The 19,598-nt window shown below is 67.4% G+C and carries 17 protein-coding genes and 1 tRNA gene; 5 read left to right on the forward strand and 13 right to left on the reverse strand.

Annotation, left to right across the window (positions count from 1 at the left end; genetic code table 11):
• Positions 1-6 precede the first annotated feature (6 nt).
• Positions 7-1,542, forward strand: coding sequence for an AMP-binding protein (locus ACLJRM_RS39435; RefSeq protein ID WP_410665953.1), 1,536 nt, complete (start codon positions 7-9; stop codon positions 1,540-1,542).
• On the opposite strand, the gene ACLJRM_RS39440 is transcribed toward ACLJRM_RS39435, so the two are convergent.
• Positions 1,539-2,444 carry an Lrp/AsnC family transcriptional regulator gene (locus ACLJRM_RS39440; protein ID WP_101608452.1) on the reverse strand — a complete coding sequence of 302 codons (906 nt, stop codon included), beginning with the start codon at positions 2,442-2,444 and terminating at the stop codon, positions 1,539-1,541. The genes ACLJRM_RS39435 and ACLJRM_RS39440 overlap by 4 nt on opposite strands.
• A gap of 212 nt (positions 2,445-2,656) precedes the next feature.
• On the opposite strand from ACLJRM_RS39440, the gene ACLJRM_RS39445 reads away from it, so the two are divergent.
• Both ACLJRM_RS39445 and ACLJRM_RS39450 read left to right on the forward strand, forming a co-directional pair.
• Positions 2,657-4,318, forward strand: a complete 1,662-nt coding sequence (locus ACLJRM_RS39445) for an amidohydrolase (protein ID WP_410665954.1) — start codon at positions 2,657-2,659, stop codon at positions 4,316-4,318.
• Positions 4,315-5,595 carry an MFS transporter gene (locus ACLJRM_RS39450; RefSeq protein WP_410598463.1) on the forward strand — a complete coding sequence of 427 codons (1,281 nt, stop codon included), beginning with the start codon at positions 4,315-4,317 and terminating at the stop codon, positions 5,593-5,595. The genes ACLJRM_RS39445 and ACLJRM_RS39450 overlap by 4 nt, the downstream gene beginning before the upstream one ends.
• On the opposite strand, the gene ACLJRM_RS39455 is transcribed toward ACLJRM_RS39450, so the two are convergent.
• The 4 genes from ACLJRM_RS39455 to ACLJRM_RS39470 all read right to left on the reverse strand — a co-directional run bounded on the left by ACLJRM_RS39455 (position 5,592) and on the right by ACLJRM_RS39470 (position 11,158).
• Entirely contained in the window at positions 5,592-7,166 is a 1,575-nt protein-coding gene (locus ACLJRM_RS39455) for a succinic semialdehyde dehydrogenase (RefSeq protein WP_410665955.1), read from the reverse strand. The genes ACLJRM_RS39450 and ACLJRM_RS39455 overlap by 4 nt on opposite strands.
• Positions 7,167-7,325: 159 nt before the next feature.
• A complete protein-coding gene (locus ACLJRM_RS39460; protein ID WP_410665956.1) occupies positions 7,326-8,984 on the reverse strand; it encodes a GMC family oxidoreductase in 1,659 nt (552 codons plus the stop codon).
• Positions 8,985-9,110: 126 nt separating this feature from the next.
• Positions 9,111-9,950 carry an LLM class F420-dependent oxidoreductase gene (locus ACLJRM_RS39465; RefSeq protein ID WP_410598460.1) on the reverse strand — a complete coding sequence of 280 codons (840 nt, stop codon included), beginning with the start codon at positions 9,948-9,950 and terminating at the stop codon, positions 9,111-9,113.
• A gap of 23 nt (positions 9,951-9,973) precedes the next feature.
• The gene (locus tag ACLJRM_RS39470; RefSeq protein WP_410665957.1) at positions 9,974-11,158 is read right to left on the reverse strand and encodes an acyl-CoA dehydrogenase family protein; all 1,185 of its coding nucleotides are present in this window, start codon (positions 11,156-11,158) and stop codon (positions 9,974-9,976) included.
• A gap of 101 nt (positions 11,159-11,259) precedes the next feature.
• On the opposite strand from ACLJRM_RS39470, the gene ACLJRM_RS39475 reads away from it, so the two are divergent.
• Positions 11,260-11,604: a hypothetical protein gene (locus tag ACLJRM_RS39475; protein WP_410598458.1), complete on the forward strand. Its 345-nt coding sequence runs from the start codon at positions 11,260-11,262 to the stop codon at positions 11,602-11,604.
• A 208-nt stretch (positions 11,605-11,812) separates the two neighbouring features.
• Here ACLJRM_RS39475 and ACLJRM_RS39480 read toward each other — a convergent pair whose 3' ends face one another.
• A complete protein-coding gene (locus ACLJRM_RS39480) occupies positions 11,813-12,460 on the reverse strand; it encodes a S1 family peptidase (protein WP_410665958.1) in 648 nt (215 codons plus the stop codon).
• 78 nt (positions 12,461-12,538) lie between these two features.
• Positions 12,539-13,561 carry an LLM class flavin-dependent oxidoreductase gene (locus ACLJRM_RS39485; RefSeq protein WP_410665959.1) on the reverse strand — a complete coding sequence of 341 codons (1,023 nt, stop codon included), beginning with the start codon at positions 13,559-13,561 and terminating at the stop codon, positions 12,539-12,541.
• Positions 13,562-13,824: 263 nt separating this feature from the next.
• Between ACLJRM_RS39485 and ACLJRM_RS39490 the strand changes: the two genes are divergently transcribed.
• A tRNA-Leu gene (locus tag ACLJRM_RS39490) sits at positions 13,825-13,908 on the forward strand.
• On the opposite strand, the gene ACLJRM_RS39495 is transcribed toward ACLJRM_RS39490, so the two are convergent.
• The 6 genes from ACLJRM_RS39495 to ACLJRM_RS39520 form a co-directional block, all read right to left on the reverse strand.
• Positions 13,890-15,638 (reverse strand): recombinase family protein, encoded by a 1,749-nt coding sequence (locus tag ACLJRM_RS39495; protein WP_410665960.1) that lies wholly within the window; start codon positions 15,636-15,638, stop codon positions 13,890-13,892. The two genes, ACLJRM_RS39490 and ACLJRM_RS39495, sit on opposite strands and share 19 nt — an antisense overlap.
• Positions 15,639-15,785: 147 nt before the next feature.
• Entirely contained in the window at positions 15,786-17,912 is a 2,127-nt protein-coding gene (locus tag ACLJRM_RS39500) for a cell division protein FtsK (RefSeq protein WP_410665991.1), read from the reverse strand.
• A 40-nt stretch (positions 17,913-17,952) separates the two neighbouring features.
• Complete coding sequence (locus tag ACLJRM_RS39505) at positions 17,953-18,729, reverse strand: hypothetical protein (protein WP_410665961.1); 777 nt, start codon at positions 18,727-18,729, stop codon at positions 17,953-17,955.
• Positions 18,726-19,052, reverse strand: coding sequence for a hypothetical protein (locus tag ACLJRM_RS39510; RefSeq protein WP_410665962.1), 327 nt, complete (start codon positions 19,050-19,052; stop codon positions 18,726-18,728). The genes ACLJRM_RS39505 and ACLJRM_RS39510 overlap by 4 nt, the downstream gene beginning before the upstream one ends.
• Entirely contained in the window at positions 19,049-19,381 is a 333-nt protein-coding gene (locus ACLJRM_RS39515; RefSeq protein WP_410665963.1) for a WhiB family transcriptional regulator, read from the reverse strand. Before ACLJRM_RS39515 ends, ACLJRM_RS39510 begins: the two co-directional genes overlap by 4 nt.
• Positions 19,378-19,560: a helix-turn-helix domain-containing protein gene (locus tag ACLJRM_RS39520; RefSeq protein WP_228688366.1), complete on the reverse strand. Its 183-nt coding sequence runs from the start codon at positions 19,558-19,560 to the stop codon at positions 19,378-19,380. The genes ACLJRM_RS39515 and ACLJRM_RS39520 overlap by 4 nt, the downstream gene beginning before the upstream one ends.
• Positions 19,561-19,598: the final 38 nt, after the last annotated feature.

Consider the following 19,598-nt stretch of genomic DNA (forward strand, 5'->3'; position numbering starts at 1 on the left):
GAGCGCGTGCGATTGACCGACTACCTCGACAAGGGCGCTTCACTCGATCCGGCGGCGCCCTGCCTCACCATGGGCGACGACTCCTTGAGCTACGGCGACGTGCGGGAACTGTCGTGGCGGGTGGGGCGGGCGCTGGCCCGGTCCGGCATCGGGCCCGGCGACAAGGTGGCGATCCTGTCCGGGAACGATCCCCTGTCGTTCGGCTGCGTCTTCGGGATCAGCCGGGCCGGTGCCGTGTGGTGCCCGGTCAACCCGCGCAACGAGGCGGCCGAGAACCGGGAACTGCTCGACCTGTTCGACTGCGCCTGCCTCCTGGTGCAGGAGTCCTTCGCACCGCTCGTCTCCCGGATGCTTCCCGACCTGCCGAAGCTGACCACCGTGGTCTGTCTCGACGGCTCGATGCCCGGCGCCGTCCCGTTTTCCGAGTGGCTCGACGGCGCCGGCACCGAACCGTGGGAGGAGACACCGCCGGACGACCTGGTCATGCTCGTCGGCACCGGCGGCACCACGGGCCGCCCCAAAGCGGTGATGCTCAGCGGGACCAACGTCGAGACGATGTCGGCGCTCACGCTGATGAGCTACCCGTTCACCGGGCGGCCGCGTTACCTGGCGCTCGCGCCGCTCACCCACGCGGCGGGCGTGCTCTGCTTCCCGGTCATGACGCTCGGCGGGGAGATCGTGGTCATGCCGTCGCCCGACCTCGGCGAGTTCGCCGCCCTGGTGGAACGCCGCCGGATCACGCACACCTTCCTGCCACCGACGTTGATCTACCTCCTGCTCGACAATCCGGCGCTGGACCGCGCCGATCTTTCGTCGCTGCAATGCCTTTGGTACGGCGCCGCACCGATGTCGGCCACCAAACTCGCCGAAGCGATCACCCGGATCGGCCCCGTCTTCGGGCAGCTGTTCGGGCAGAGTGAAGCCCCCATGATGATCTCCACCCTCGCCCCGGCCGACCACGTCCGCGCCGACGGATCGCTCGCCACGGAACGGTTCACCTCCGCCGGACGGCCGACACCGCTGACCCGGGTCGCGATCATGTCCGGGAAGGGCGAGATCCTGCCGCCGGGCGAACGCGGCGAGATCGTCGTCCGCGGTTCGCTGGTGATGCCCGGCTACTACAAGAATCCGGACGCGACAGCGGAAGCGAGCGCGTACGGCTGGCATCACACCGGCGATATCGGGTACCTCGACGAGGATCACTACCTCTACATCGTCGACCGCGCCAAGGACATGATCATCACCGGCGGCTTCAACGTCTATTCGGCCGAGGTCGAACAGGCGCTCATGGCCCACGAGGCGGTGCAGGACTGCGCTGTGATCGGCCTGCCGCACGAGAAATGGGGCGAGCAGATCACCGCCGTGGTCCAGCTCCATTCGGGCAGGACAGCGCCGGCCGACGAGCTCCGCGCCGCGGTCAAGGAACGGCTGGGCAGCGTCAAGACGCCGAAAGAGGTCCTGATCTGGCCGGATCTCCCCCGGTCCAAAATCGGCAAGGTGCTCAAGACCGAGATCCGGAAAGCCTTGCTGGACAACGACTAACGCCGCGCGAGTTCTTCGGCGGTCGGCAAGGGCCACTCGTAGCGTTCCTTGGCGATGCGGAGGTGCACCCACGTTTCCGCCGTCACCACGTCGGGCCTGCCGCTGATCTCCTCGAGCGTCCGGTCGAGGTCTCGCGCGGACTGCGCGGCGATGGTGGCGACGACGTCGAACCGGCCGATGGTCCTGGCGAGGAACTCGGTGTCGTCGCGCGCGGCGAGCGCCGCCGTCACGGCGTCCCCTGCGCCCCGCACGTTCAGGCCGATCCCGCAGACCAGGCCGGCGTCCGGGCGAGCACGGCTGAGCACCGGCGCGATCCGGATGACGTCGTGTTCGACGAGGTACCGCACGCGGGTGCGGGTGGCCGACGCCGACAGCCCGACGTGTTCGGCCATGCGCGCGAAACTCTCCCGCCCGTCGGCCTGCAACCGCAGCATGATCGCGAGATCGCGGTCGTCCAGCCGCAGCCAGGGCGGCAGCGGGCGGCCCGGCATGAACAGGCCTTTGACCACGTCCACATAGACGAGGGTGTTGACCTGCTCCACCTCCGGCAGTCCCCGGATGTCCGCCACCGTGCGGTAGAGCTCCGGGGAGTCGGGCAGGCGCAGCTCGGCGACGGTCTGGTACTCCCCGCTCACCGCGGAAACGAACGCCGCGGCCGGGAGCGCAGCGATGGCGTCCGTCGTCGCCTGGGACCGGCCGGAGGTGCGGATCGCGAGGTGCGCGTACGCGGTCAGGCCGAGGAACTCGGGATGGACCGCCGCGACCACGTTGAGCGAACCGTCGGCCTTCAGCTGCTCCAGGCGGGCCGAAACGGCCGAGCGTGACGCGCCGAGGCGTTTGGCCAGATCGGCCACGCTCATCCGGCCGTCCGCGCGCAAAGCCGCGACCAAGGCGTCGTCCACGGCAGTTTCTCCTCCGCTGAGTTTCCGTCGACGAACGGAAACATATCACTCGCCTCAAGTCATCCTGGGCAGCGTGAATAAAGGGTTCTGACCTTTGGCGATGACATATCGATCGTGAGCACGGTCCGTGTGCGAGTGATCTGATTGCGTTGAGCCGCTCTCCTCGCTTACCTTCGCCCCACTTCACCGCCGAATCCCAGGAGTCCGCCGCGATGCGCCAGTTGCCCCCAGATCGTTCAGTCCTCGACGCGACCGCGACGATCCTGCATCCCGAAGCGCTGGTGACCGTCGACGACGCCACCGAAGGCGCCGCCGCGGTGCTCGTGTTCGGCGAGGAGATCGCCGCGGTCGGCTCGGTGGACGAATGTCGCGCCCGCGCGGCCGGGCTCGGTCATCCCTCGCCGGAGGTGCGGCGGCTGCCGGGCACGCTCCTGCCCGGGTTCGTCGATCCGCACGCGCATCCCCTGATGTACGGGCAGATGATGACGTGGGTGGACTGCGGTCCCGGGCGGGCTTCGACCATCCCCGGCATCGTCGCGCTGCTGCGCGAGGCGGCCGAGAGCGCTCCGGCGGGCAGGCCTGTCCGAGGTTATGGCTACGAACACCGCAATCTCGCCGAGAAACGCCATCCCCGCAAGGAAGAGCTCGACGCCGTCGCCGAAGACCGCGAGGTCTACCTCATGAACGCCAGCGGACACGGCGGCGTGGTGAACAGCTACACGTTGCGGAGCAACGGCATCACCCGCGACACCCCGGACCCCGACGGCGGGGTGTTCTTCCGGGACGCGCGCGGCGAGCTCACCGGGGAACTCTCGGACGCGGCGTGCAACATCCTCACCGGCGTCTCCGGGGTGAAGGTCGGCCACCACGGACCGAACTTCCACCTTGAGGACGAGCCGGACGAGCACGAACGGCAACTCGCCGCCGCGCAGGAGAAGTTCCTCGCCGCGGGGGTGACCGCGATCGGCGACGCCCAGGTCACCCGCCGCGAGTTCGACATGTACCTGCGGCTCGACGAAGCCGGACGGCTCAAGACGCGAGTGCACATGTACCTGCTGTCGCACCTGCTCGACCAGAGCCTCGAAATGGGCCTGCACGGCGCCTTCGGCACTCCCCGCCTTTCCTTCGCGGGGATCAAGTTCTACGCCGACGGCACGCTCGGCGGGTGGACCGCGTACTTCCCGGACGGCTACGTCGGGGATCCGTGCCGCACCGGGCAGCTCTACCACGATCCTGCGGACTACGCGGCGCTGATCGACAAGGCGCACGAGGCCGGGCTCCAGACCGCGACCCACGCCCAGTCCCCCGACGCGATCGGCATGGTGCTCGACGCCATCGAGGAAGCGCAGCGGCGGAATCCCCGGCCCGACGCCCGGCACCGCATCGAACATTGCGGGCTGCCGTCCCCGGCGCAGATCGAGCGGATGGCCGCGCTCGGCGTCCACCCGGTCAACCAGCCGCAGCACTACTACAACTGGGGCGAAGGCGTCACCGACGCCGTCGGCACCCCCGGGGAGCGGTTCAACCCCCTCGGCGAGTTCCAGGCGGCGGGCGTGCCGGTCACGCTCAGCTCGGACGCCCCGGTCGCGGAACCGAATCCGCTCGAAGCCATCCAGACCGCGGTGACCAGGATGACCCGGCGCGGCCACCGGCTGGGCGGCGACGACCTGCTGATCGACGTCCGGTCGGCCGTCGCCGCGCATACGATCGCCGGCGCCCGGGTGCTCGGCCGCGAGCGCGACCTGGGCTCCATCACGCCCGGTAAACGCGCCGATTTCGTGCTGCTGAGCGAGAATCCCCTGACCAGCGAGCCGAGCCGGATCGCCGGAATCCGCGTGCTGGAAACCTGGATCGACGGCGAGGTGGCCCGATGACCGTCCGAACCGACACCCGGTCACTCCGGCGGGCCCGCAGGGCCGGGCTCGCCGCCTTCGTCGGTACCACCATCGAGTGGTACGACTTTTACGTCTACGCCACGGCCGCCAGCCTGGTCTTCGGCACCGTGTTCTTCCCCGAAACCGGCGACAGGCTGACAGGGGTCGCGGCGGCCTTCGCGACGTACGCGGTCGGGTTCTTCGCCCGGCCGCTCGGCGGCATCGTGTTCGGGCACATCGGTGACCGGGTCGGCCGCAAGACGGCGCTCGTGGTGACCCTCACGATGATGGGCGCGGCGACGTTCCTGGTCGGCTGCCTGCCCGGGTACGCCCAGATCGGCACCTGGGCGCCCATCCTGCTCGTCGTGCTCAGGTTCGTCCAAGGGCTCGCCGTCGGCGGCGAATGGGGCGGCGCCGTGCTCATGGCCGTCGAGCACGCGCCGCCGGGCAAGAAGACCTTCTACGGCGCCTTCGCGCAGGCGGGGAACCCCGCGGGCGCGTTGCTGGCCACCGGCCTGTTCAGTCTGCTGAGCACCGGTGGCACCGAATGGCTGAGCACGGTGGGCTGGCGAATCCCCTTCTTCGCGTCCGTGCTGCTCATCGGTGTCGGTCTCATCGTGCGCCTGAAGGTCGAAGAGTCACCGGTCTTCGAGGAAAGCACCGAGGAAACCGGCGTCCCGCTCCTGTACGCGGTCCGGACGAACTGGAAGCCGATCCTGCTCGGCATCTGCGTGCTGCCCGTCGCCGTCGGGGGCTACTACCTCGTCACCACCTTCGCGACGGCGTACGCGACCGATCCCGCGGTCGGTGTCTCCGAATCGCTCGTGCTCAACGCTCTCACCATCGCCGCCTTCGTGGAACTGGTCGTGAGTTTCGGCGCGGCCTGGCTCGGCGACCGGTTCGGCCGGGTGCGGGTGGTCGTCATCGGCCTCGTCGGCGTCGCCTTGCTCGCGGCTCCGCAGTTCTTGGTGCTCTCGACGAAGAACGCGGTGCTGATCATCGCGGCGTTCGTGGCGATGCGCCTGGCGATGACAGCGACCTACAGCCCGATCGCGGCCATCCTGTCGCAGATGTTCCGCCCGCGGGCCCGGTACACCAGCATCTCGTTGTCCTACCAGCTGGCGGGTGCGCTCTTCGGCGGTCTCTCGCCGCTGGTGTCGACGCTGCTGTTCCAGGCGACCGGCAGTGTCTGGCCCGCGATCGGCCTGCTGATCGGCATGTGCGTGCTCAGCATCGCTTGTGTGCTGGCCGCTCCCCAGCACGCCGACGACGTCTAGCGGATGCGAAGGCGCCGCATGAGCTTCAGCCCGGAAAGCATCCCTTCGACGTACTTCTCGTAGGTCTGGCCGCCACGGGGACCCATGACCTGTTTCTTGAGCACCGCCAGGTTCTTGACGTCGGTGTACTTGAGCAGGCCCTGGTCCCCGTGGCGGGCGCCGACGCCCGAACTCTTGACGCCGCCCGACGGTGTTCCCTTGGCGGCGTAGGCGGTGGCCAGGATGTCGTTGATGTTGACGTTGCCGGATTCGATCCGCGACGCCACCACGCGAGCGGCGCCGACGTCACGGCCCCAGACCGAGGCGTTGAGACCGTACTCGGTGTCGTTGGCGAGCGCGACGGCCTCGTCGACGGTGCGGTACTTGTGCAGTGCGACAACGGGTCCGAAGGTTTCGGTGACGCCGCAGAGCATGTCCTTCGTGACGCCCTCGAGGATCGTCGGTTCGAAGAACGCCGGGCCGAGGTCGGGCCGCGGCTTCCCTCCACAAAGGACGGTCGCTCCCTTGGCCACGGCGTCGTCGACGTGCGACTTGACCCGGCCCAGGTGGTCCGGGGAGACGAGCGAGCCCATGTCGGGGCCGAAGTCGTAGGCGGCGCGGACGTCGAGTGCCTCGGTCTTGGCCACATACGCGTTCTTGAACTCGTCGTAGCGGGACTCCGGCAGGTAGATCCGCTCGATGTGCATGCAGATCTGCCCGGTGTTGCCGAACGCCCCGAAGATCGCGCCCTGCACGGCCTCGTCCAGCGCGGCGTCTTCGAGCACGATCATCGGGTTCTTGCCGCCGAGTTCGAGGCAGCAGCCGATGAGGTTCCGGCCCGCCCGTTCGCCGATCACCCGGCCGGTCGCCGTGGAACCGGTGAACATCACGTAGTTCGCCTGATCGATGAGCGTGGGGCCGACGTCCGGGCCCTCACCGCACACTACCTGGAACAGGCCCTTCGGCAGCCCGGCCTTCTCCAGCAGCTCGACACCGTAGAGCGGGGAAAGCGCCGTCTTGTTGTCGGGTTTCAACACGACCGCGTTGCCGGCCATCAACGCCGGGATGGCGTCGGAGATGCCGGTGGCGAACGGGAAGTTCCACGGCGCGATGATGCCGACCACGCCCTTGGGCTGCCGGATCTCGGTCGACGTCGTCAGGAACGGGACCGGGCCGCCGCGTTTGGTCGGCGCCAGGAGTTTGGCGGCCCGTGTGAGGTAATGGCTCATCACCATCGCCGGGTCGCAGGTCTCCTCGATCGCCATCCGGCGGTTTTTGCCGCTCTCGGCCTGGATGAGGTCGGTGACGATCGGCGCGTTGTCGACGAAGAGCGTGTGCGCCCGCTTGAACACCTCCAGCCGCCGCTTGAGCGGGGTGGCGGCCCACTTCTCCTGCGCGGCGCGTGCGGTGGCGAACGCCTGCTCGATGTCGGCGGGCGACGACTGGGGCAGCTCGACGAGCACCTCGCCGGTGTAGACCTCGGTGAGCTTCCAGGTCGCGCCGGACGAGCCCGGCACCCGGGCGACGAGCCGCCGCAGGAACGCGTCGGTCACCGACGCCGGACGGGTGAGCGCGAGCGGTGTGACGGTCATGGCCCTCTTTCCGTCAGTTGTCCGAGTGGCTGTTGGTGAACCCGCGGCCGCGATCGACGTCGGCAGAGCGCTCGCTGGTAATGCACGTTCCGGTAGGCGAACAGGGCGCCCTGCCACCGCGATAGCGGGGCCTTCGGCCGGGCGGGTTCACGCGTAGGGTCAATTTTCCTGACATGTCTCAGCTCCGCCGTCGGGCTCCGAGAGGATGAGCTGTGCGCCCATCTCGCCGATCATGATCGCGGGCGCGTTGGTGTTGCCTCCGGTGATCGACGGCATGATCGAGGCGTCGCAGACCCGCAGGCCTTCGACACCGCGGACCTTGAGGTCGGGACCGACGACAGCGAGTTCGTCGACGCCCATCCGGCAGGTCCCGACACCGTGGTACACCGAGGTCGCGCGATTCAGGATCGCGTCGCGCAACTCCTGGCCCCGCAACCCCTTGCCCGGGTGGAGCTCTTCCTTGATCGAGCCGTTGAACGCCCCCGAGGCGAAGATCTCGCGGACCATCTCCGAGCCCTCGCCGAGCACTTCGAGGTCGGCGGGGTCGGACAGGTACTGGAAGTCGATGAGCGGCGCCGCCGTGGGATCGGCCGAGGCGAGGCGCAGGGTTCCGCGGCTCCTCGGGTAGATCAGCGTGGTCAGCACGGTGAGCGCCGGGCGCTTGTCGACGTCGTGCCGGATCGGCGCGTCCTGGTTGGGCGTCACGTACGCCCACGGCAGGAGATGCAGCTGGAGGTCGGGGACCTCGGTGGCCTGGGACGTCTTGAGGAAGGCGACAGCCTCGAAGACCGAGTTCGCCAGGAAGGTCGTGCCTGGCCGCATCAGTTCCTTGACGAGGCCGCTCGCGAAGTACGGGGGCGTGCCCTTGTTCCTGCTCGACGACGCGCGGAAGGTCAGCGCGTGGAACATGTGGTCGTGCAGGTTGTCGCCGACCGGCAGATCCGCGAGCACGTCGATGCCGTGCTCCTTCAGGTGCTCGGCGTGGCCGATCCCGGACAGCATCAGCAGCTGCGCGGAGCCGACGAAGCCCGCAGACAGGATGACCTCCTTGCCGGCGCGCAGGGTGCGGCGGCCCCCGTCCGCGTCGACGACCTCGACGCCGACCGCACGGCCGTTCTCGATGAGCACCTTCTTCGCCAGCACCCCGGACTGGACCTGCAGTGTCGCGGGCGCGAGGTGGTGGATGTAGCCGCGCGAGGCGCTGTAGCGCAGGCCGTCGGCGGCGTTCTGCTGCATCCTGCTGACGCCCTCTTGCGACTCGGCGTTGTAGTCGTCGAGGATCTCGCAGCCGATCGCACCGGCGGTCGCCTCGAGGAACTGGAGCGTGCCCTCCTGCGGGATCTTGTTGCGGGTGACCCGGATCGGCCCGCCCGCGCCCCGGAACTCGCTCTCGCCGTCCTCGAAGTCCTCCATCCGCTTGTAGGCGGCGTTGACGCTGTCGGCGTCCCAGCCCTTGTTGCCCTCGGCCGCCCAGGAGTCGAAGTTGGCGCGGTTGCCGCGGACGTAGACCATCCCGTTGATGGAGCTGGAACCGCCGACCACCTTGCCGCGCGGCACCGGCATCCGGCGATCGAGAACATGTTTCTGTGGCACCGAGTAGTAGCCCCAGTCGAAGGGCTTCTTGAGCTGGGGCACCGCGTGCATCGGGCCGACCAGTCCCGGCTTCTTGACGAGCAGCTTCTCGTCGCTCTTGCCCGCCTCGAGCACGATCACGCTGGCACCGGACTCCGCCAGCCTGCCCGCGATCGCGGCCCCCGAGCTACCCGATCCGACGACCACGTAGTCGGCTTCGTCGCCGCGCGGCGCCTTGTTCGCCATTTCCGCTCCTCGGTCCGCCCGCCGTCCAGAACTATAACCTGTTCTAGTTCCGTCACCGTATAGCGAGACCGGCCGGTTCCGCAACGCCCAGGGCGGCCCCTCCGCGCGGAGAGGCCGCCCCGGCCGTCAGCGCAGCGGTTCGAGAGCCTTCGCCAGCGGCTCCAGAACGGCGGGGGTGTGCGGCGGCGGCAGGTAGATGATCGCCAGGTCGAGCCCGGCCTCGCCGAGGGCTTCGGCTTCCGCGGCGACCTTGGCGTAGTCACCGTCCGCACCGAGCCGGACGTGCGAGGACAAGGTGATCTCGCCCGGGTCCCGGCCGATGTCCGCGCAGTGACGGTGCAGCACCTCGCGCTTGTGCGCGAACTCCTCCGGTGTGCCGCCGACGAAATTCCAGTGCTGGGCGTACTTCGCGGCCGTGCGCAGGGTCCGCTTCTCGCCGCTACCACCGATGCAGATGGGCGGATGCGGCTTCTGCACGCCCTTCGGTTCGCAGCGGGCGTCGGTCAGCTGGTAGTGCTCACCCTGGAACGTGGTGGTCTCCTGGGTCAGCAGCCCGACGAGGACCTCGCATCCTTCCTCGAACCGGTCGCTCCGCGCTTTGATCGTACCGAGCTCCATGCCGTACGCGCCGGATTCCTCTTCGTTCCAGCCCGCGCCGATCCCGATCTCCAGGCGGCCGCCGGAAACGATGTCGAGCGTCGCGGCCATGTTCGCGAGCAGCGCGGGGTGGCGGTAATGGATCCCGCTGACCAGCGTGCCCAGCCGGAGCCGTTTCGTGGCCTGTGCGAGCGCGGTGAGGGTCACCCACCCTTCCAGGCACGGACCGGTCGAATCCGAAAAAATGGGATAGAAGTGATCGAAGGTCCAGCCGGATTCGAAGAGTTCGATCTCGTCCGCGGCCTGCCAAACGGCGAGCATGTCGGACCAAACGGTGTCCTGGGGTGAGGTTTTGATGGCGAATCGCATGATCTTGATCGTAAACCTGGAGTTCATCCAGGAGCGCCCGCTTTCTTCGCGGCCCGCACCAGGCCGCCGCCGATGATCAAGCGCTGGATCTCGCTGGTTCCTTCGTAAAGCCGCATAAGCCGGACATCGCGGTAAATACGCTCGACCGGGACCTCGCGCATATAGCCGCTGCCGCCGTGCACCTGCACCGCGAGATCCGAGGCCTTGCCCGCCATCTCGGTGCAGAACAGCTTCGCCGCCGACGGCGCGATCCGACGATCCTCACCGGTCACGTAGAGCCGGGCGGCCTCACGAGCGAGCGCACGTCCGGCGAGGACGCCGGTCTGCTGATCGGCGAGCATCGCCTGCACCAGCTGGAAATCCCCGATCGGCGTGCCGCCCTGGGTCGCCGTAGCCGCGTAGGAAACCGACTCGTCGAGCGCCCGCTGCGCGGCCCCGACCGCCAGACCCGCCATGTGGATCCGACCGCGCGCCAGCGACGTCATCGCCGCCTTGTAGCCGACGTCGCCATCCCCGCCGACCAGCGCCTCCGGACCCACCCGGACCTGCGAGAACGTGACGTCCGCGGTCCGCGAACCCTCCTGCCCCATCTTCGCGTCCTTCGCGCCGACCTGGATCCCCGGCGCGTCGGCGGGTACGAGGAACACCGCGATCCCCGTCCCGGATTCGGACGCGGGCCGGACGCGGGCGAACACCACGAACAACCCGGCCTCGGTGGCGTTGGTGATGAACTGCTTGCCGCCGTCGAGGATCCAGCCGTCGCCGTCCGGCTTCGCGCTGGTCCGCAGTCCGGCCGGGTTGGACCCGGCACCCGGCTCGGTGAGCGCGAAGGACGCCACGACGTCACCGGACGCGATGCCGGGCAGCCACCTGGCCTGCTGCTCCTCGGTGCCGAAACCGACCAGGACCTGCCCTGCGATGCCGTTGTTCGTGCCGAACATCGACCGCAGCGCCAGGGACGTGTACCCCAGCGCCATCGCCACCTCGACGTCCTGGACCAGGTCGAGCCCGAGGCCGCCCCACTCCTGCGGGATCGCGTAGCCGAACAGCCCCATCTCCGCAGCCTGCGCCCGCAGGTCGGCCGGGATCGCGTCCATGTTCATGATCTCGAGCTCACGAGGCATCACGCGGGTGCGCACGAAGTCGTTGATCTGGCCGAGGACGTCCGCGAAGACGTCGTCAGGGACGTCGGGATTGCCGGTGTACATGCCCCTCACTATCGATCACCGGCGTGGATCGGTCCACTCCCTCGGGTGGACCTGGCCGGGAGATCTATCGGAGAACTTGATCATCGCCCTACCGTCGTCTCATGCGCACCCGTACCGCTTTTCTCGCCGTCGCCAGTGCCGTCGCCCTGTGTTTTTCGATTCCGGCGGTTGCGTCCGCGGCCGAAGGGGAATTCACCTACCGTTACTACGACGCGGACGAAGAGATCCAGATCGGCATCCTGGTCGATCCGCCCAGCGGCGAATGCATCGAAATCCCCGAAATAGCCGACTGGGACGTCGACGCGTTCCGTCCGCGCAACGACACCGATTCACGGGCAGCGGTGTTCCTGGACGACGACTGCAAGAGCGACTCCTACTTTTCGCTCCGCCCCCACGGTGGCCGTGGTTCCGACAGGCTTCTCCTGCGCTCGGTGATCTTCAGCTAGCCGAGTACTCGCTCGCCTATCCGGAGCCGGACCGGATCGCCCTGACCTCACAACCCGCGACCGAGACCTCCTTGCTGGCACAGGGTTACGCGCGGGCCGCAAACCGAGCTGGACGAGGGTGTCGGCTACCGGCGGATCCAGCCGCGGTCGCTTATCTCGCCCGATTCGCGCGGCACTCCCTTCCCCCGTATCCGCGGATCCTGCCGTTCTAGGTCCCGGCGAGGATCGTCAGCCGGTAGGCGGACAGGACACGGTTAACCGGGAAGAAGTAGGTGGAGCCGCCGGAAGAACAGTTGCCGCTGCCGCCGATCAGCACCCCCTGCGCCTGCGTCCCGCTGACGAACGGCCCGCCGTTGTCGCCGGGCTCGGCGCAGACGGAGGTGCGGGTCAAACCGGTCAAAGTACCTTCGGGGAAGGTGATCGACACGTTCTTCGCCAGGATGGTCCCGCACCGCCAGCCGGTGGTCGACCCGTACTTGCACACCGAGGCGCCGACCGGCGCCTCGACCGCGCCGCCGATCGTCACCCGGCTGTCGACGGGCGGGATCGACGCGACCAGCCGCCAGTCGGTCGTATTGGTCACGCGGATGACGATCGCGCCGGTCGGCGGGATCTGGGCCGCCGCGACCACCCCGACCACGCGACCCGCGCTGCGGATGGTGTCACCAGGCCTGCCGCAAGCGGAACTCGCGATCAGGTAGCCGACGTTGCCCGAGACCGCGGCGAACCCGGCGGTACACCGGGACGAAGCGCCGGATTGCAGCACGCTCCCGCCACCAAGAGGTGCGGGAGCGGCCGCTTGCGCCGTGGGCGACAAAGCGAGGCAGAAGACCAGAACCAGGCCGAGCAGTCTCATGTGACCCTCCGATGGCCAGGGGATGCCCTGATCCTAATCAGGCCCGGCACCCCTGCCCATCGGCCGAATCGCGCATTCTCAGCGCCAGCCGAGCTCCGGCGCCACGTGCGTGAGGATGCTCTCGAGCACGTGCGCGTTGTACTCGACCCCGAGCTGATTCGGGATGGTCAGCAGCAGGGTGTCCGCGGCCTGGATCGCCTCGTCGGCCTTGAGTTCGCGCACCAGCTCGTCCGGCTCGGCGGCATAGGAACGCCCGAAGATCGCCCTGGTCGTCTCGTCGATCATGCCGACCTGGTCACGCGATTCGCGGTCGCGGCCGAAGTAGGCACGGTCGCGGTCGTTGGTCAGCGCGAAAATGCTGCGGCTGACCGACACCCGCGGCTCGTGCGCGTGACCGGCTTCCTTCCAGGCCTCGCGGTAGGCCTCGATCTGCTTGCGCTGCTGGACGTGCAGCGGCTCACCCGTCTCGTCGTCCTTGAGCGTGGAGCTCTGCAGGTTCATGCCCAGCTTCGCGGCCCACACACCGGTCGCGTTGGAGCTGGAACCCCACCAGATGCGCTCACGCAACCCCTCGGAGTACGGCTCGAGCCGAAGCAGCCCGGGCGGATTCGCGAACATCGGGCGCGGGGTCGGCTGCGCGAAGCCCTCCCCGTCAAGCAGCTTCAGGAAGACCTCGGTGCGCTGCCGGGCCATGTCCGCGGCCGTCTCCCCCTCCGCCGGCCCGTACCCGAAGTACCGCCAGCCGTCGATCACCTGCTCCGGGGATCCCCGGCTGACACCGAGCTGGAGCCTGCCGCCGGAAATGAGGTCGGCGGCGCCCGCCTCCTCGGCCATGTACATCGGGTTCTCGTACCGCATGTCGATCACGCCGGTACCGATCTCGATCTTCGAGGTCCGGGCACCGATCGCCGAAAGCAACGGGAACGGACTCCCGGCCTGCCGCGCGAAGTGATGTACGCGGAAGTACGCGCCGTCCACACCGAGCTCCTCGGCGGCGACGGCCAGGTCGATCGACTGATGCAGGAAGTCGGCGGCGGACCGGGTCTCGGAGTGCGCGCTCGCCGACCAGTGGCCGAACGAGAGGAAACCAATCTTCTTCACGGACGTGTAAGCGCTGGGTGACCGGGTTTGATTCCCTCGGTATCGACGGCTCACTCCCGTCGACCGTCACTCCAGGTTACCTTCTACTCACATCTCGCACTTATGGCTGCTGACCTGCGGACTCACACGCGATGACCACCCAGGACGGAGTCGAGAATCTGTCGGACGGTAACCGATCATGGTCTCAAGGTGCGTCTCCGTGACGATACGGACCCCCCTGATTCGGGCCTCTCCGGTGACGTATAGTCTCTTCTCATCAGCAAGTCCGAGTGGCGGAATGGCAGACGCGCTAGCTTGAGGTGCTAGTGTCCTTAACGGACGTGGGGGTTCAAGTCCCCCCTCGGACACACGCAGTATCTACACCGGGGCTGGTCATCGCGTAGATGGCCAGCTCTTTTGGTTCGTAGCGTAACTCCAGGTTCAACCGCTGGTAGAGCCGGGCCAGCCCAGCTGGCTTCGCATCGGCGAGCATCGCTCCGACATCACCGAGCGAATCGATCATCGCGTAGACCTCACCGTCTGTGACTCTCCGACTCGCAGGCGCGCCATCCAGCTCGGCCTTCGCTGCAACTCGCTCCGCGTGTGCCTGGTTCATGGCATCGACGACGGCCGTGGGATCCACCCCTGCCCCGATAGCTTCCTGAAACCGGCGAAGTCGCGCCTCCGCGTCCGCCAGTCGGCGCCGAGCTGCCTCATGCGCACCTCCAGTGTTCCCGCTCGCAGAGTCGAGTAGCGCCGCAACGGTTTGGTCGACGTTGTCGGGCGCGAACAGCCGCCCGATCCAGCCGTTGAGCGCTTCGACCACCGTGCTTTCACGTAGGTTCACGGTCTTTGGGTGGTCGGCAAGCATCGCCGAGCCTGGAGCCATCGTCCGCGCCGTGCAGCGGTAGTACGCACCCTTCCGAATGGTCGCGCCTTGCATCTTCCGGTGGCAAACTCCGCAACGGATCAGTCCTCGCAGAAGGTAGGTCCGCGCTGTGTTGCGAGCACCTCGCTCCGCCTTCCTCGCGGTCGCTAGGCCGCCGCTCGCCTTCGAGCGTCGGAGCAACTGAGCTTGCGTGAACGTCTCGACAGACACGATCTTCGGATGAGCCTGACTCCTCGACCGCACTACGCGGTCCGGAGAGGCCCGCCGGAACCGGACCACATGGCCGGCTGCTACGTCGTCGGGATCCAGCAACATCTCGTGCTTGGCCCAGCGACCGAAGATCGCATAGCCGGTGTACCGCGGATTCTCCAGAATCGCTCGAACCGTGCTTGCCTGCCAGCCGTCCGCCAACCGATGCTGATTCTGGTCCGGCCGTTTCGCCGACGGGCACGGGATTCCTTCGAGATTCAGCATGTTCGCGATCGCGCGATCGCCGCTCCCGTCGAGATACTCGGCAAAGATGCGACGAACCACCTCGGCGCCAGGCTCGTCGAGCGCGAGCAGACGCAGCCGGAACCCCTCGGCCGCTTTCCGCGGGTTCGGATGTGGTCCACCATCCACGACCACGTACCCGTACGGTGCACGGCCTCCCTGGTGACGCCCCTCGTTAACGACCTGTGCGTCCATCGCCGCCCGGACGCGCGCCTGAACGTGCTGCCGCTCCGACTCGCTCATGCCGCCGAGCACGCTCATCAGCATCTTGTGCGACGGATTTCGGGGATCGAACTTCCCTCCCAGCTCTGGCACCCATAAGTCCACGCCGTACGCGGCGAACCGCGGAGCGATGAGCGAGAACTGGTTGCCGAACCAGCACCGGGTGCCCTCGCCGACGACCAGGGCGTTCCATGTCCGGTGCGGGTTCTTCAGCTCGGCGAGCAGACGCGACGCTTCGGTCCTCCTCTCCCACGGCACTGACCGCGACTGACCCACGTCGAAGTACTCGGCCACGATCCGACCGCCCAGCGGCTCGACGAACTTGCGCGCGTTGCCGATCTGCCAGCCTCGCGAGGTCTCCGGGTCCTGGTTGTCTTCAGTCGAGCAGCGACCATAGACCGCCAGAGCCCCGATCCCGTCGTCCACGGGCTCGGCAACCTCCAGGCCAAGGATCTCGTCCAATTTCGACCATGGGTCGCTGATTTCAGCGGTCATCGGTCGCCTCCCTCCCTGGTCCATCGAGGACCGGCACCTCAGTCAGGTCGATGAGAACCGCCAGCAAGGCGCGCGCTGCCGCAGGCGTCAGCTCAGGCAATCCTGCAGGTAGGATAACCCGACAAGGCTGGTTGTTCTGGGTCGCGCTCATCGCAGTGCCCCTGCGGCGGCGTATCCCTCGCCATGGCCGGCACGCTCGACAGCCCGGCGGATATCAGCGGTCAGATAGCCCCGAACTTGCCGAGTCTCACCGTCTTCGCTGGTCACACGGTCTCGCGTCGGCCGACATCCTGCTTCGGTCATCTGCTGCGAGAACGTCCTGCGTTCGATGCCGAGCGCCTCCACCAACTCGGCCGTGGGGACGAACTGCCGCCCCTCAGGTCCGAGGTCGACTCCCAGATACTCGACGAGCTCAGAGAGCGGTTCTGGCAACTCAGGCATCGATGGGCTCGTTGCAACCCCCGCGCCCAGAGCGTGTGCAACGGCAGCGTGATCGAGCGTTGGCATGCTGTCCTGACCGGCCGCATGCCCTGTCAGCGTTCCAGCCGCCTCCCGCAGAGCGCGCCCCTGCTGACAGATGGTCTGCCAGTCCTCGTTCGGCATGTAGTAGGTGCGGACCGTCATCGCCAACGCATCCGCGCCAGCCGCCGTGTCGCCGTCCGGCCGAAGGATGCCAACGCCCTTGTGCGATGGCAGAAGGCGAGACGAGTCGAACCCGCGGGTGTTCATCTGCTCGCCGAGCACGATGTTGGAGTCACGCCAGTCCATCACCCGAAGGGCGAACCGTGATCCGAGCACCGCCCGGAGCCCGGATGGGATGGTCTTGGAGTCGGGGCGTTGAGTGGCGAGTACGAGCACGATCCCGGCCGCCGGTCCCTTCTTGGCCAGCCACGTCAACAACTCGCCGATGTACTCGCCTGCCGCAAGCCTCTTTCCTTGTACCTCAACAGGAGTGCGATCTTCGAGCGGCACCTGAACCTCGTCGATGAAGATCGCCGTTATCGGCATGTTCAGCGCCTTGTCCTGTGACATCTCCGGCGTCACCTTCGATTCCGGGCACACCAAGTCGTCCAGATCCCGCATACGCCGGAACCTGCCCTGGACTTCGGCAACCAGTTCGGCCAGCCAGTCAATGAGGGCATGGACGTGTTCAGGCTCGTCACCAGCCATGAAGCGGTGCGCAACTTGCCCGGCGGCGACCCAATCTTTCCCAGCCTTGAAGTCCGCTACGTAGAGCCGCACCCAAGCGTCCAGGACAAGTCCGCTAGCAGCGAGCCGGGCAGCGAACGTCTTACCCTGCCTGGGAATAGCGCCGATCAGAAGCGACGTCCACACGAGCGGCAGATCGATCCGCCGATCTCGTGCGTCACGTCCGAACGGGACAGGCCGCCAAGCATCCCACCGTGTAACGCCGAGCAGCGGCGTCTGAAGAGGCGGACGAACGTACGGGTCCTCATCAGCGACCCACATCGAGATCCGGCCGGCATGCCCGCCGTTTCCACGCACGCGCTCCACGATGAGCTGGACTTCGTCGACTGCCAGGGCGGAAGCCAACGCATCCCGGTTCTTCACGACATCTGCGGCCTTCCGCGTCGCCGGCAAGTCCACGGTGACCGCCCAACCGTCACCCACGCGCGTTGCTCGTTCCACCAAGCGAAGTGTCTCGTCCTTTCCTATCAGCTTCGCGTCGCGGAACGCATCCACAAGAACCTGCGGGTCCATCGTCCAAGTCAGCGTGCGCGGACCAGCAAGCGCGGGCTTCCGTCCTGGACTGCCATCCTTGCGGCGCCCCAGAATTGCCAGCGCCAGCGATGCGGCAGCCCCGCCGATCCACAGTGGATCGTGTCCGTACAGAAGATCTACCACGGCGACCGCCAACGCCACTATGGCAACGACGGCGCCAGTGACCTTCCAGCGGAACAGCATCAGTTCACGAATTTCCGTGAACTTGTCGGCAAGCTTCTCCGAGTCCTCGGCAGCCGTCCGATAGTCGCTTACCTTGACCCAACCTCGCCACGCTCGCGTACCGGCTACGGCTCCGCGGACCACCGCACCCGCGTACCGAAGCGGCGACTTGACTATCCAGACCACGGCGTCCTTCGCAGCCTGGACGGCTTGCGGCCTGCTCTTCATCCACAGTGGCACTCGCGGTGAGTGCTTCCACCAGCGCGCAAGCCGCCGACGGACGGTCCGAACACGCGGTTGGGGTAGCGAGTCGTCGATCAACTCGCCGTCCAGGATCGGCCCGATGTGCTCGAAGTCGCCCGAGGCCATTCGGGCCAGAGACACACCGCTATCAACCTCTGAACTCGCTTCAGCTGCCATGGCGCACCCCCTCGGCCACCTCGGCCGAAAGCTCGGCTGCGAGCCGGGAGGACAACCCGCGCGAACAACCGGTGACCTCTCGCACCCAGGCAGGCGTCACTCTGACGTCGGGCTTCCATGCCTGCCGCGCGTCGGAGAGGTAGTCGGCGAACAGCCGACGAGCGGGGCGTTCACGATCAGCCGTCGCCAGTTCATGAACGTCCGCGGGTTTCGCGGTGTTCACGAGAGCAACCTGCACGGCGTCCGTGAGCTTGTCGCGTAGGTCGGTGACAGCTTCGGCTGCGACGAATACGACCATCGGCGGCACGGAATGCAAGACCACTCCAGCCGGTGATCCGGCTGCCCACGAGGACCAGGTGTTCATGACGTACGTGGCCGCCAGCGTGAGCCACTTCGCCACACGGACCCACCGCCCGGTGCGAACCTGGTACCGGGCAGTGACCTGCTCAGCTCGAAGGATGGCGAGCAACACCAGGCACACAGTGGGGTCCAGCAGCCAGGCCGTCAGCCAGGGCAACGAGCCGAATTCTGATCCGGCGGCAGCGAACCACTGGACGTTGGCCGCGGTGAAAGCCAGTCCGAGGATGATTCCGGCCCAGCACAGCCGATCGACCTGAGCACGAACTCGCTCTATTCGAAGGGCAACGACGTCCGGATGAGTTCGCCAGCGGCGGACATCGGCAGCCTCTGCGGCTTCGGCGGCGAGTCGCTGAGCACGGCTCACCGATGGTGTGCAGGACGCGGCCTTCTGCTTCGTGTCGATCATCGCCCACCGCCTCGACGTGAGGTATCGAGTGACGTGACGGTCAGAGCACGCGTTAGGACGTATGCCGCAATCAGGTCCGGCACTCCGAGTACCACGAGCAACAGAGTCGGGTTGCCAGGATGGGTGATCACGAGCCACTGCACGCCCACGAACGCCGCGCCTGTGAACAGCACTTTTCCAGCGAGCGAGACGACTCGTGCGCCCGCTCGTGCCGTTTCGGCGGCGCGGCGCGCTTTGCGTGCGCCGACACGCCACACCATGAACAGGGCGAACAGAACACCAAGTCCGGCGAGAACCTGTGTCGATGAGAGGGTGAGCGTCATCGCGCCTCGCCTCCTCGGCGACACTGCCAAGCCGTGTGGAGGATGCGCCGGTCGGTATCCGGCATCGCACCCCACACGCCGAGAGCATCTGGTCCGGTAGTGCGGAGATCGAGTTCAAGACACTCGTCGATCACCGGACAGCCGGCACACAGTCGCTTGGCCAGCTCCCTGTCAGGTGGATCGTCCCCGGTCAATTCCGGTAGGTCCGCGCGCTCGAAGGCCCAGAAGCACAGGCCGTCCCTTTCGACGACCTCCTTCAAGACCGAGTCAGGCACAGGGGCGAACCGGTCTAGTTGGGCGGCGATCTCCGTGTAGTCGGGTTCGCTCATCGCGCACCCCCACCGAGAGCTCGCCGCAGCTCTGAAGCCGGGATGACGAGTCGCGAACGGCGCCGCTCGGCCCGCAGTTCGCCGATCCGGATGGCGCGATGGATCGAGTTGAGGTCGACGCCGAGAATCCAGGCGGCGTCAGCCGGTGAGTAGAACGCTGGACCGCCAGCGTCAGGCATTTTCTTCTGCATTGGGGTAGTCCTTAAAGTCGAAAAGC

Origin of the sequence: Amycolatopsis sp. lyj-84 (genome assembly GCF_046549075.1) — a bacterium.
GTDB lineage: Bacteria > Actinomycetota > Actinomycetes > Mycobacteriales > Pseudonocardiaceae > Amycolatopsis.

What these genes read in the sequence shown, in the direction of transcription:
- ACLJRM_RS39445 (WP_410665954.1), top strand. Translation starts at nt 2,657, where the DNA reads ATGCGCCAGTTGCCCCCAGATCGTTCAGTCCTCGACGCGACCGCGACG.
- ACLJRM_RS39450 (WP_410598463.1), top strand. Translation starts at nt 4,315, where the DNA reads ATGACCGTCCGAACCGACACCCGGTCACTCCGGCGGGCCCGCAGGGCC.
- ACLJRM_RS39455 (WP_410665955.1), bottom strand. Translation starts at nt 7,166, where the DNA reads ATGACCGTCACACCGCTCGCGCTCACCCGTCCGGCGTCGGTGACCGAC.
- ACLJRM_RS39460 (WP_410665956.1), bottom strand. Translation starts at nt 8,984, where the DNA reads ATGGCGAACAAGGCGCCGCGCGGCGACGAAGCCGACTACGTGGTCGTC.
- ACLJRM_RS39465 (WP_410598460.1), bottom strand. Translation starts at nt 9,950, where the DNA reads ATGCGATTCGCCATCAAAACCTCACCCCAGGACACCGTTTGGTCCGAC.
- ACLJRM_RS39470 (WP_410665957.1), bottom strand. Translation starts at nt 11,158, where the DNA reads ATGTACACCGGCAATCCCGACGTCCCTGACGACGTCTTCGCGGACGTC.
- ACLJRM_RS39475 (WP_410598458.1), top strand. Translation starts at nt 11,260, where the DNA reads ATGCGCACCCGTACCGCTTTTCTCGCCGTCGCCAGTGCCGTCGCCCTG.
- ACLJRM_RS39480 (WP_410665958.1), bottom strand. Translation starts at nt 12,460, where the DNA reads ATGAGACTGCTCGGCCTGGTTCTGGTCTTCTGCCTCGCTTTGTCGCCC.
- ACLJRM_RS39495 (WP_410665960.1), bottom strand. Translation starts at nt 15,638, where the DNA reads ATGACCGCTGAAATCAGCGACCCATGGTCGAAATTGGACGAGATCCTT.
- ACLJRM_RS39500 (WP_410665991.1), bottom strand. Translation starts at nt 17,912, where the DNA reads ATGGCCTCGGGCGACTTCGAGCACATCGGGCCGATCCTGGACGGCGAG.
- ACLJRM_RS39505 (WP_410665961.1), bottom strand. Translation starts at nt 18,729, where the DNA reads ATGATCGACACGAAGCAGAAGGCCGCGTCCTGCACACCATCGGTGAGC.
- ACLJRM_RS39510 (WP_410665962.1), bottom strand. Translation starts at nt 19,052, where the DNA reads ATGACGCTCACCCTCTCATCGACACAGGTTCTCGCCGGACTTGGTGTT.
- ACLJRM_RS39515 (WP_410665963.1), bottom strand. Translation starts at nt 19,381, where the DNA reads ATGAGCGAACCCGACTACACGGAGATCGCCGCCCAACTAGACCGGTTC.
- ACLJRM_RS39520 (WP_228688366.1), bottom strand. Translation starts at nt 19,560, where the DNA reads ATGCCTGACGCTGGCGGTCCAGCGTTCTACTCACCGGCTGACGCCGCC.